Raw genomic sequence first — 12,195 nt, 5'->3', positions numbered from 1 at the left:
TGCTACGACCGCACACTGCGGACCGAGCAGGGCATCCTGACGGAGGACCGTACGGGCTGCTGAGCCCACGCGGGGCCCGGCCGTGCGTGCCGGGCCCCGCCAACGGCCATCGCCCCCACCGCGCCCTGGGGCAAGCAGCTCCACTACGCCCGCTTCCCCCACCGATGATCGAGCCCGGGCAGACCAGCCACCTGCAGGTCCGCCAACGAGATCGACTCGGCGGAACACTTCGCGAGTACCAACGTGCTGCTCGACCTGGCCGGATGACTAATCGACACCCACATTGCCGGGCAGCGGAACCCCCGGGTCACCGCCCTCTGAGGGGCGGTGACCCGGGGGGCACCGCGTGGTGCCGTCGTCAGCAGGTGTTGCACTGCTGGGGAAGAGTGTCCCAGAAGGAGGTGTCCGCCTGGTCGATCGAGCCGTCGGCGACCGCCTGGATAGTGGCTTCCATGGTGAGCACCGACTGCCGGATCAAGTAGCCGTTGGACTTCTGGCCGAGTACATACGGTGCGTACTCGTGGTCGCTCATCCCGCGCATCTCGAACAGCAGCGTGGCGATGCCGTACTCGGCCGCCATGCCGTTACGGCCGATGGTGTTGGCCGAGCCACCGTCGTACCGGCCGATGTGGCCCCAGCCGGTGCGGTCGACGTTGTGGTACACCACGGAGCCGAGCCGCTTGGACTTCTCGACCAGTTCGGGCGAGACGTCCGGGGTCGTCGGGTACAGGATCGAACCGGACACCAGATCCCCGTTCACGCGCGACTGGGTGCCCTGGTGGTGCAGGTCGATCGCGTAGTCCACGTCGTAGGCGCGCAACACATTCTCGTGCAGGGCCCGCGTCTCGGGCTGCTCCTTGGCCACGTGGTCGCGGTTGAGGTCGACCTCGTTGGCGTTGTAGCGGGTCAGGTGGCGTTCGCCTTTGGCGAGGTAGCCGTCGAGGGGGAAGTTCACGTCACCCATTGCGCCGTCGGCGTTGAACATCGGGATGAAGAGGATGTTCACGTCCTTGAGCAACGAGGCCTTGGACGGCGAGCCGAGGGACTTGATGGTGTGCAGCATGGCCTCGGTGGTCAGCTGCTCATTGCCGTGCTGCTGCGCCAGGTACAGGATCGTCGGGTTGTCCGGGTTGCTGACGTACTTGACCAGGTGGATGTCGCGGCCCTTGACGGTCTGCCCGATCACCTCGAGCTCCATGGCGTCCTGCTTGGCATCCTGGGCCTTCAGGAAGCGGGCCACGTCGTCGTAGGTGGACAGGATCGAGGTGTTGATCGTCTCTTTGCCCTGGTAGTTGGGGCCTTCCCCGACCGCACCGGCGGTGCCGGTGAACAGGGCACCAGTCAGCAGGAATGCGCCGGTGAGGGCGGCGGTAGTAGTACGGGCGGATCTGGTGAAACTGGACCTACGCATGTGTTTCTCCCTGGTATCGCGAGCAGCGTCTGACGGCGGGCGAGCCTATGATCTTGATGAAAACCCGTCAATGTTGTTGTGTCTAAGAAGGTTTCTCTTTTCCGAATCTGATGTGCGCGTTTCTGCAGGTCAGTCGTGGTTGCTGCATGTTCCGGGCAGGCTGAGGCCGTCGTGTTCGTCCTGGTGATGCGGAGGTGGCGGTGCGGTTCACACACGCCACGGGCTCGGGCAGCACGAGCAGGCCGGCGGGTGTCACAACGTCCCGGTCTCGGGAGAGCGTGGTGACGTCGCCGGGCTCCAACGTGCCTGCGCACGGGACCTGTTCCTGCGAGGTCAGTCCGCCGGGGTCTCCCACCCGTAGTCCGGCAGCCTGAAGAAGTCGTCCCCGTTGACCCGGTCGGCGCTGCCCGTGGCCAGGCCCGTCATCAGGGACTCCACTCCGGTACGTACGGACTGGACGAACATGCCGCGCTGCCGCTGTCCCAAGTCGTCCTGCTGCCCGCGGACTTCGAAGAGGACTGTGCCGGTTCCGTTGAGGGCGAAAGCGGAGCGGCCCTGGCCGGCGTATTCGCGCGCGTCGGGGTGGAGATAGCGGCCGGTCGCGGCGAGCCTCGACTGTTCGCCGTATGCGTCGGCGATGCCGTTGGCCACCGTGAGCGCATAGCGGCGGGACTTGTCCTGGTCCAGCTTCGGCCACTGCTTCTTGTACTTGGCCCCATCGTTCACACCGAGCGGCGGATAGTCCAGCGAGACCGTGATCAGCTTGCCGTCCTGAGGGCCCCCCGTGATGCGCTCGCAGGGACCCATGTGGTGCAGATCGATGAACCCGTCGACAGATCCCTTCTCATTGCGCATATTCACATACGTGTCACGGATCGCGCGCGACTCGGGAGAGAGGAAGAAGCCGGCGTCGGTCTGCTCGCCGGGGAGGTCGGAGGCCTGCGGGACGTAGTTCAGATCCGGGTTGAAGTCCCGGTTGAGGTCATAGCCGGGCTGGTCGATGCCGTCGCCGCGGAGGCTGTGGTACCAGGCCCGCGGTGCCCCGGCCAGCTGGGGGAACTGCGCGACGGTCTGGTCCCAGGAGCGTACGTTGATACGACGGTTGAGCTCCCCGCCGTCCGGGTTCACCATCGGCATGGCAACCAGGGTGACTTTGCTGAGGAGTTCGGCGGTCTTCGGATCAGAGCTCGAACCCAGCTCCTTGAGGATGCCGATGAGGGCCTCCGTGCCCGTGCGCTCGTTACCGTGAATGGCGCTGGTCACCATCAGGACGCGGGGGCCGGTGCCCACTCGCGCGGCCCACAGTTCGCGGCCCTGGGTGGTGCGCCCGGCGACATCGACCTGCACCCGGCCCCTGCTGGTCTTCTCGATCTGCCGCAGTGTGGCACCGAGTTGATTATGGTCGGTCCAGCCGGACCAGGACGGATCGTCGGAGGTCTTGCAGTTGCCGGGATCGCTTTCGGCGGCCGTGGCGGTGGCGGCGGCCGGTGAGGTGACCAGTAGCGCGCCGAGGGCGGCGGAGGCCGCGACGGTGGCAACGGCTGTGCGTAGCGCTCGTGGACGGGTGTTCCGCGTGCTGCGGTATGTGCGCATGGGGCGGGCTCCTCACAACGTTACGGGTGGCACTGGTGTGGGGGGCGTTCCGGATGATGCTGACCCGACGGTCAAGGAAAGGTCAATGGGGCGTACATGAATGCCCATGTCGGTGAACGGCCCCGAAGGCCTGGAGGTAGGCGGCGCCGGCTGTGCGTCAGGTCAACCCATAAGGCCGGTACAACGCCATCGGCAGCAGACAGCCGCACCCCGGATGGTGCCGACCCTGCCTCCGGTCCGCCCGGCGGCACGCAGCACGACAGCGACCGCTTCAATCAGTTCACCGCCGCTGCCATACAGCAGCCCGGACCGTACGGGTTCGGCTCCTGCCGCGCCCGTTCGAGGTCGGCCTGGAAGCGGGCTTTGTCGTCGATGTAGCGGCGTTCCAGTTACTCGAGGGCTACGCGGGCTTTCGTCTCTGCGGGTGTCTCCAGTTCGGCCTGCGCCGTTGGCCATGCAGGGGGAATCGCCACTGCTGTCCTTCACTCTCCCTCTCCCGCCTTGCGTCCAGCGCGCCGTCCCAGCGTCCGTTCTACGGAAGGAAGGTGTCCACGGCGACGGCGGAGCGGCCGATCCAGACCCAGCACCCGGTGGCACCGTCACCGCCGCAGCCGGGCCGAGGGTGAACGGCCCCTGGCCGTCCAGTCCGACCTGACCGGTCACGGTCCGGCTGCTCAGGTTGGTCACGTGCACCGGGATCGGCGCCGTCGCTCCGAGCTCGACCGGGTTGGGCGGCTGCGACCACGCGACCGCGGTGCCGGTGGGCCCGACCATGACGGCGTCGATACTCACTCCGAGATCCTGGGATGTGTACTCCGGTTCGGCTCTGGTGATGGTGAGGGGCAGCACGCGGCCGGGTTGCACAACGAACGGTCCGACGGCCGATCCGACCAGTTGTTCCCCGGTCACGACCTGCTCGCGGCCACCGAGTCGGACCCGGTACCGGGCGGCCGGGTCCGCGCGTCCGGCGCCGCCCGGCCTCGCGGTCGGCCCGCTCGGTGGCCAACCGGTCCTCCAGCACGTGCAGGCGCCGGGTCTTGGCGAACCATTCCTGCGCGGTGCGGTATCCGCCCGGCGCCCGCCTGGTGCTCGTCTCTCCCACAGGCAGCGACAGGCGGTGCGCAATCGTGCGGATACCAGCCTCAAGGCACTGGATGTGAGCAAGCTGGCAGCGCCGGGCCAGCGCCCACTGATCGTGCGTCGCCTTCGTGATGCTGCCCGCCCACCGCGACGACGACCGTCCGGTCAAGGCGCGCTTGCGCTCCGCCCACTGATCGCTGTCGTGGTCGAACGCGGCCGCAGCACGCGTCTTGAGGTCCTTCCCTGCGAGCGAACCGAGCAGGTCACCGACTGCGCGGAGAACCGTCTCATCCTCGGCCGTCAGCTCTTTGAGCCGGTCGCGGATCGCCACGCCCGAAGGTCCGAGAGCGACGAACGGCGGATCGATCGTGCGCAGCTTGGAGTCAACCATGCTCGGCTGCCTCCAGCGCCTTCCGAGCGCGGTTCTTGGCTGAGCGGCGGCCGTACAAGCGAGCACAGAAGGAGGTCAGAACCTCCACCATGTCGCGTACGAGGTCGTCTTCGACCTCGCCATTGTCCAGCACCACCAGACGCCGCCCGCTGGCGGACAGTGCGGCCTCAACCAGTTCGACGTTCATGCGGCCGAGCCGGTCTTTATGCTCCACCACCAGGCAGGTCACGGCAGGATCGGCCAGCAGCCGCTTCGCCTTCGACCGGGAACCGTTCATGCCCGAGCCGATCTCCGACTCCACACGGACGACGCGGTGACCAGCCGTTGCAGCCCAACGGGTCAGCCGGGCGACCTGACGTTCCAGATCAGTCTTCTGGTCATGGGAAGAGATGCGGGCATACAGACCGATCCCACCGGTCACCTCCGGTGCGGTACTGGCCTCGATATTCACCAGGATCGTGCGTGGACCAACCCGCTGAGCCGGTACCGGCAGCGTCCCCTCACGGAACCAGCGATACGCGGTCTGCGGATGCACGCCCTGCGTCTTCGCCCATTCCGTCAGATTCACACTCTGACAACAACACTCACTCATACATGGTTACGTTCACTTACCCGACTTCGAAGGCCAGCAGTTGAAGACCCCTCAAGCACCTCACCAACTTTGCACGGCCACCTCAGCCTGCCCGTGCGCCTCGCCTCGCGCCCCCCTCGGGGTGAGGTCACCGTAAGGGGGATCTTGACTTCTTCAGGTGCGGCTCGGCACCCGCGGGTACGGGGAGCAGGGGGTATCACCGCGTCGGCGCCGTGTCGACAACGGGGGTCTCTGATCAACCATGCGCAGACCGTACGCGGAGCCAGTGTCCGGCGGATCATCGACGAGTCTGCTCGCGCCCACGGGATCGATCCCAACGCCGCGACCTGGCAGTAGCACCCACAGGCAGGCGTCAGGCCGCAGCTTCCACCAGAGCCTCATGGAAGTCCGCCGCTGCCCACAGGGCGGCCGGCAGAAGCCTCATTGAGCCGCCGGCCGGTAGGCGGGTGAGCAGCAGGCAGTTACAACCGGGCAGGACGGTCCCGGTGGCAGCTACTCGCCTCAGGCCGAGCCTGGTCACGACTCGTTGGCTCAGCAAGGTGCCTGCAACCGCGGTGGTGGTCATTATCGCGGTCGTCAGCCCGAACTGCGCCGCCGGCCAGCCGAGCACCTGCTGCACGAAGGAGGAGAGGCAACGCTCGAGGCCGCCTATGCCAACAAACATCAAGCACGATGCTGACGGCTCGTCGATCTCCTGCGCCTCCCAGTCGGGCATCGTCGCCCTCATGCTGGACAGGTGGCTCCACACCCCCGTCGGAGGGTGTGGAGCCACCTCGTTCGCAACCTCCCGAGCAACCTCAAGAGGAACTGTCAGCAAGTCACTTCAGCCGGACCGTCACTTCAGGCCGAACGCCCGGATGATTTCCTGATCGACACCGAGCCCGTCCCCGGCCTCGGCGTGCGCCTTGATCGAGACGAAACCGCCGGCCTTCTTCGGCGTCTGGAACCGTGCGGTCCAGGAACCGGCCGAATTCTCGCGCAGCTCCACATCGCTCCAGTTCTTGCCGTCGTCGTAGCTGACCGACAGCGAGGCCTTCTTCGCCTTCACCGCACCGTCCAGCCACTCCTGCGTGCCCGCGGTGAGAACGATCTCGGTCCACCGGCCCGCCGAGACGTCACCGGCCAGATCGGTCTCGACCCCGTAGTCCAGCTGGAGCATCGGGATGTCGGCCTGGCTCGGACCGTTCTCGTCCAGCGCTCCCGAGACGAAGTTCCACTCGGTGTGGGTGCGGGTGGAGGTCTTCCACACGTCTGCGTCCCGGGTGGCGTCGAGAACGAAGCGATACGGCAGCTTCTCGGCGGACACGTCCCAGGCGAAGCCGGCCCGGCCCTTGACCTTCTTGATCAGCGTGTCGCCCTGGTAGAAGGCGGTACTGGTGGTCTCATACTCGTTCTCCATGGCGCCCGAGTGGCCCGCGCCCGAGTCGGTCCACGGAGTGAAGTTGAACTGGATGTCGTTGTAGACGGAGCGGAACGGACCCCAGTAGGCGGTGCCCAGACGCGGGCGGGAGATCGGCGCGAACCACTGCGCGGAGTAGGTGCGGCCCGCCGTGTAGTCCAGGGCGCCGCCGCGCATCTCCTGCGCGGAGTCCGTCTGGGTGGCGTTGAGGACCGAGTGGTTCTCGTACCAGAAGGAGGCGCCCGGAAGGGGGTTGACCCACTCCTGGCGGGTGCCCGGGAACTTCTCGTACTCCTCGAAGCCGACACCCGGGCCGTAGTCCGGGATGTCATAGCGGAAGCCCGCTCCGAGCGTGTCCTTGTGGCCGTAGAAGGTGTTCTCCACCTTCGCCAGCTGGCGGGTCGACGGAGCGAACTCCAGCGAACGGTCCGGCACGAAGCCGTCGTGGCGGTCCACCAGGTCGTACACGTAGCTCGCGTAACGGTGCTGAGCAACCGTCAGCTTCGCACCACGCTGCGCGGCCTTGATCAGGTCCTCGCCCGCCAGGCGCTGGACCGAGGCGACCGGAATGGTTCCCTTGGTCCCGTAGCGGGTGTAGCTCTCCATCAGGACGCCGTCGCCGTCGTTGACGACGAACAGTGCCCCGGCGCCCGCGGCCACCGCGTTGGCGAGCCGGTCGGCGGGAGCCACCGCGTCACTGCTGCGGATGACGACGGCCTTGCCCTTGACGTTCAGACCCTCGTAGTCGGCTACGGCGCCGTTACCCGCGAAGACGCTGGTCAGCTTCTCCTCACCGCCCTCGGCGATCGCCGCACCACCCTGCGGGAAGACCGGCACGTCACGGCCCTCGGCCGACACATCCAGCTGCTTCTCGCCCTGCCGCCAGCGGGTGAGGAAGGAGAAGCTGCCCTGCGTGACCTTCTTGGTGGGACTGGCCCACAGTTGGTCGTAGATCAACGGGATCTGGTACAGGTCGCGCTGGACCGTGCCATCCGGTGCGGTGCGCGCCATGTCAAATCGCAGCTGTCGCGTCTCGGTCTCCTTCGGGGTCCGCACACTGACCTTGCGGGCCTTGGACGCGTCGAGGGTGACCGTGGTCGCCTTGTCGAGGATCGTCTCGGGGGCCGCGAGGAATGCCACGGCCTTCGAGTCGGCGCGGTCACCGGCGACGCCCGCAGCGGTCCAGGCGGTGTAGTTGCCCGGCGGCAGCCGCAGTGTGGACTCGCCCGACACCGGGACGACATTCAGGTTCGGATCGCCGAGCGCGCCGAGGACGACCAGGCCGTCCATCGGCTTGCCGTCGCGGTCACGCAGCCTGAGCGTCAAGTCGTACAGCTCCTGCTCCTTGTTGAGGGCGAAGCCGGTGTGGGCGACGACGGTGCCCGCCGCGTCCTTGGCGATGACCTGACCGGAGAACCGGGTGTCGTTCGCGACCTTCGACGGATCCAGCGAGAGCACGGCCTCGGCGGTGGAACCGGCCGGGACGGTCAGCTGCCTCGTCGACAGGGAGTAGGCCTCGGCATCGGTGTCCGTGGCCAGGTCGAGGGTGACGTCCTTCGTACCGGTGTTGCGGTACGTGATGGTCCGCTGGGCGACCGGGTCGGACGCGGAGTGCGGCCAGTCGTAGGAGGCGACCGCGACGGAGCCGGTGGCCTCGATGGTGGCGTCGACGGCCGCCTTCACATCGAGCCGACCGGTGCCCTGCTCGTACGGGGTGTACGCGTCGAGCTTCTTCGACGAACTCATCAGCGCGTCCTTGATCCGCTGACCGGACCAGTCGGGGTGACGCTGCTTCAGGATGGCTGCGGCGCCCGCGACATGCGGGGTCGCCATCGACGTACCCTGCATCGACCGGTACATCCCGCTGACGCCCGGAACCGCCTGCGAGGCGGCAGCGTTGATGGCCACACCCGGTGCGGACAGGTCGGGCTTCAGGCCGTAGGACCTGACGAGCGGGCCCATCGAGGAGAAGTTGGCGCGTTTGTCCTTCTTGTCGACGGCGGCGACGGTGAGTGCCTTTTCCGCCGAACCGGGCGAGCCGATGGTGCCCGCGCCGTACGCGTTGCCCGCGGCGATCACGAACAGCGGGCCGCCGTCAGCGGAGAGCGCGTCGACGGCGTGGGACATCGGGTCGGAGCCGTCGTCCGGAATGCTGGACCCGAGGCTCATGGAGACGACGTCGGCGCCCTCGGCCTTCGCCCACTCCATGGCTTCAATGATCCCGGAGTCCGCGCCCGAGCCCTCATCGCCGAGCACCTTGCCGATGATCAGACCGGCGCCCGGGGCGACGCCCTTGTTGACGCCCTCCGAGGCGGCGCCCGAGCCCGCGATCGTGGAGGCGACGTGCGTGCCGTGGCCGTGCCTGTCGAGGACCTCCTCGCCCGGCACGAAACTCTTGGTTTCGAGCACGCGGTCCTTGACATCCGGGTGGGTCGCGTCGATTCCGGTGTCCAGGACTGCGACCTTGGAGCCCTTGCCGTCGTAGCCCTCGGCCCACGCCTGCGGGGCGTTGACCTGCGGCACTGAGTCCTTGAGCGCGGCCTCCACCCGGCCGTCGAGCCAGATCTTGGCGATGCCCTTGTCCAGCGAACGGGCCTTGGGGGTACGGGCAATGTCGTTCCAGAAGGCCCGGGCGGTGCCCTTCTCCGCCTTCAGCGCGGCGCCGTGGATGCTCTCCAGAGTGCGAGTCTTCTTCGCACCGCGAGGGGCGGCCGGCAGTGAGCGGCCCTGACTCGCCGAGTAGGTGGCGATCAGCGGAATGCCGCCGGACTTCCGGTCGTCGTACCCCATCTTGACCAGAGCCGAGACATTGAACAGTCGGCGATCCAACCTGCCCGCAGCAAGGAGGGAGTTGGCCTCGTCGGGCAGCACGTACAGATCGTCACCGGCCTGCTGGACATGCACGCCGCCGACCGCTCCGTCGGGGCGGTCCACGGTGACTGTGTCCTGCTTGCCGACACCATCCGAGTAATGCACGACATCCCCCGTGAGCAGGGTGATGTCGTACTCCTTGACAGGGGCGGCGGCCTGCCGGTCGACGGGCCCGGACTGACCCGCGGCGGCGGAAGCGGAGCCCGTTGCGGGCAACAGTGCCCCACTCACCAGGGCGACCGAAGTCGCTATGAGCAGAGCCCTGCGTCCCGCACGAGCGGATCTCGCCCGGCCGGAAGCGGAGGAGGATGTGAATGTCATGCAGCAGGTCTAGAGGCAAAACCGAGGCTACGGATGAGTTCACACCTGGCGTGAAGCCGCCGTGGCGGCAACCCGCCCACGAACGACGGTGGTTCAGGGGACGGTTCAAGCCACCGAAATGATCATTCCATTCGACGCCCCGCCGCCTTCGTGACGGATCGGCGCGTGCGCGCCCTTGAGCGGTACTCCGCTGCCACCGCACGGGTCGGCGACGATTTCGGCGGCGATCGACAACGCGGTCTCCTCGGGGTACGAGCACCGAGGTCGAGGCCGATCGGCGAGTGCAGCCTGGCCAGTTCCGGACCGTGACACCGACCTCGCGCAGCCGGTCGTTGCACTCCAGTTGGGTACGGCGCGAGCCCATCGCTCCGATGTACGCCCGAAGAACCCGCCCAGGCCGGCTGCTTGACGTGACTGACAAGCGTGAAGTCAGATGCGGTGACGAGCACCCACGTGGCGACGCACCCGTACTGGGCGACCCTCGACAGCGGCCACGACATGCTCCCGCGGACCGACGATCGGCCCGACGACGCGGTTCACCACCCAAGCAACGGTTTCGCGCAGGACGGCCCCGGGCAACTCCCGGCGTCCGGCCAGAAGGTCACACCCAGACACCCAGTCACATACACGCGCACCAGCCTAAACGGACGACGTCCCGCCTCCCTCACAGACGGCGGGTCGTCCGCAGCATCGCTCCCTTCAAGATACCGATTCATCCGGGTGATCCGCTGACGTGCGGCCACGGGCCCGTCGCAAGAGGTGCCTCGCGAGCAACATCACCCAGACCACCAGAAAAGCGCTGCGACAACCCTCAACCAGGGGGCAGTGCCGCTACTGGCTGCTGTCCACCCATAGAACACGATGCTCAAGCACATCCAACCCGGGCCAGCGAAGAACTCGGCTCTCGGATTTCGTGACATCCCCACCTTCCTCATACTCTCCCAGGCTCCGCCCGCGCCACTCCTGGCCCTGATCAGGATCCGTCCCATACCCCCAGACGCTTGAGTCGGCGCTGCCGGAGGCGCTCTGAGACAGCCGTGAGGGCGAAGACAAGGCCCAGAGCCAGCCCGAAGACCACAGCGAACATGGGGTCGTCGGGTTCCTCCTCACGCGACAGCATCAAGAAGAAGAGCGTGAAGGGAACGGCCACGCAGAGACCGGTGCCGATCGGGTGTCGGGCCACCCACTTCTGAATCCGAGTCGGACGCCGCTGCCCACCCAGGGCCCGATCCAGAGTCCAGAAAGCATCGCCCAGAAGCCGCCGCCAGTTCGCCACGACAGAAGAATATGGCAGCCGATCCGCTCCCCTCCCCGGGCGAGGGCTTGTGATCAAGCCGCGGTCTGTCAGCCACCGCGACCAAGAACTGACGTCATTTCACTTCTCATGGAGATCCCCGCCTCTGGGCGAGCGCGCATGCCGCCCGAACCCATCGAGAAACGCTGTCACTAGAAGTGAACGAAGCCACCCCACGCCGTACGACATCGCCGTCGCCAGTCGATGGCGCCCGGCCCCGATCACCTCGGCCGCATCCATCCGCCTCGGCCACATCATCTCCGGCAGCAGGAGGTGCGTGACCTGGCAGCCCGTACAACGCGAACAACGAGGACGTACGAACGCCGGGACCCAAGATCGCCACGGACTTCCCGCGGCCGGCCGTGTCCCCCACGGCGCCAGTGGAGCCAAACATGCCGGGCAGCTCAACCGGCCAGCCCGCAGCTGCCACTCCACCAGCAGCACGTCCGAGTCGACAACCAGCACGGCCACCTCCGCCTGACCTGCAGCAATCAGCAGGTTGGAGCGGGCGCCTGCGGCGGGCTCGTAGCACCGTCCGTCGCAGAGGAAGCTTCAGAGGACGTCGACAGCGGCGAGCTAGGCGTCACCCATTCGGCCCGTAGTGATTGCTGTAGGGCGGAGTTGGGGGTGGGCTGTCAGTGCGCCTGGCGATAGTCGCGGGCGCCAAGAGGGCGGGGCACCCCCGGCCGAACGAGCCGGGCCAGCCCACGCCGACCCACACGAGACTTGGAGATCCCCCATGCCTTACCGCAAGGGACAGCACGTGGAGTACCGGGACCAGCAGGACGAGCTTCAGCGGGGCGAGATCCGGAGTGCCGAGGGCAGCGGGGCACAGACTCGCTACGCCGTCCAGAACGAGGTGACCATGCGCGAAGACAAGGTCAGCGAGAGCCAGATCGAGCGGGAGCTGTAGTAACACCCCTGCCGACACAGCCCGCCGTTGCGCCGAACCAAAGTGCAACGGCGGGCTGCCAGCTGTCCTGCGACCCCGCGGTACAGATCTCGATCAACAAGGCCTACAAGACCCGCTCGGGCGTCGCGATCAGCCGGGTCTCACGAGGCCGGGCTTGCCGGACCTTCCCCGGCTGCTGGGCGGGCTGGACGCGGACACCGCCGTGTACGTATGCGGGCCGACACCAATGCTGGCGGCAGTTGAGCGCGAGTGCACCCTCCTGAATCTCACCGACCGGCTGCACCTGGAGCGCTTCACCGCAGGCGACGACCTCGAAACGACGTTCGACGC

Annotated in this window: 7 protein-coding genes and 2 pseudogenes; 1 reads left to right on the top strand and 8 read right to left on the bottom strand. The window is 67.3% G+C overall.

Translation table 11 applies throughout. From position 1 onward, the window contains the following. Positions 1-358: 358 nt before the first annotated feature. The 8 genes and pseudogenes from AB0915_RS35480 to AB0915_RS35445 form a co-directional block, all read right to left on the bottom strand. Positions 359-1,411 (bottom strand): M14 family zinc carboxypeptidase, encoded by a 1,053-nt coding sequence (locus AB0915_RS35480; protein WP_366694992.1) that lies wholly within the window; start codon positions 1,409-1,411, stop codon positions 359-361. A 333-nt stretch (positions 1,412-1,744) separates the two neighbouring features. Beyond that, entirely contained in the window at positions 1,745-3,004 is a 1,260-nt protein-coding gene (locus AB0915_RS35475; protein WP_366694991.1) for a M14 family zinc carboxypeptidase, read from the bottom strand. 964 nt (positions 3,005-3,968) lie between these two features. Next, a pseudogene (locus AB0915_RS35470) lies at positions 3,969-4,475 on the bottom strand (IS200/IS605 family accessory protein TnpB-related protein); the annotation flags it as partial. Beyond that, positions 4,468-5,043, bottom strand: coding sequence for an IS607 family transposase (locus tag AB0915_RS35465; RefSeq protein ID WP_366694990.1), 576 nt, complete (start codon positions 5,041-5,043; stop codon positions 4,468-4,470). The pseudogene AB0915_RS35470 and the gene AB0915_RS35465, both read right to left, overlap by 8 nt. A 376-nt stretch (positions 5,044-5,419) precedes the next feature. Further along, positions 5,420-5,782, bottom strand: a complete 363-nt coding sequence (locus AB0915_RS35460) for a hypothetical protein (protein WP_366694989.1) — start codon at positions 5,780-5,782, stop codon at positions 5,420-5,422. A gap of 120 nt (positions 5,783-5,902) precedes the next feature. Then, a complete protein-coding gene (locus tag AB0915_RS35455) occupies positions 5,903-9,658 on the bottom strand; it encodes a S8 family serine peptidase (protein WP_366694988.1) in 3,756 nt (1,251 codons plus the stop codon). 105 nt (positions 9,659-9,763) lie between these two features. Beyond that, positions 9,764-10,049, bottom strand: a pseudogene (locus AB0915_RS35450) (XdhC family protein); the annotation flags it as partial. 582 nt (positions 10,050-10,631) lie between these two features. Beyond that, on the bottom strand, positions 10,632-10,841 hold the full coding sequence (locus AB0915_RS35445) for a hypothetical protein (protein ID WP_366694987.1): 210 nt from the start codon (positions 10,839-10,841) through the stop codon (positions 10,632-10,634). Positions 10,842-11,691: 850 nt separating this feature from the next. On the opposite strand from AB0915_RS35445, the gene AB0915_RS35440 reads away from it, so the two are divergent. After that, positions 11,692-11,865 carry a hypothetical protein gene (locus tag AB0915_RS35440; RefSeq protein WP_366694986.1) on the top strand — a complete coding sequence of 58 codons (174 nt, stop codon included), beginning with the start codon at positions 11,692-11,694 and terminating at the stop codon, positions 11,863-11,865. The last annotated feature ends 330 nt before the right edge of the window (positions 11,866-12,195 follow it).

The organism is Streptomyces sp. NPDC048411 (assembly GCF_040704695.1).
Lineage (GTDB): Bacteria > Actinomycetota > Actinomycetes > Streptomycetales > Streptomycetaceae > Streptomyces.
Note: the sequence above shows the minus strand (reverse complement) of the source record. Positions and strands in the feature narration are given on the sequence as shown.

Bases quoted from the DNA above. Each gene is read 5' to 3' on its own strand.
- AB0915_RS35440 (WP_366694986.1), top strand. From the start codon at position 11,692: ATGCCTTACCGCAAGGGACAGCACGTGGAGTACCGGGACCAGCAGGAC.
- AB0915_RS35480 (WP_366694992.1), bottom strand. From the start codon at position 1,411: ATGCGTAGGTCCAGTTTCACCAGATCCGCCCGTACTACTACCGCCGCC.
- AB0915_RS35475 (WP_366694991.1), bottom strand. From the start codon at position 3,004: ATGCGCACATACCGCAGCACGCGGAACACCCGTCCACGAGCGCTACGC.
- AB0915_RS35460 (WP_366694989.1), bottom strand. From the start codon at position 5,782: ATGCCCGACTGGGAGGCGCAGGAGATCGACGAGCCGTCAGCATCGTGC.
- AB0915_RS35455 (WP_366694988.1), bottom strand. From the start codon at position 9,658: ATGACATTCACATCCTCCTCCGCTTCCGGCCGGGCGAGATCCGCTCGT.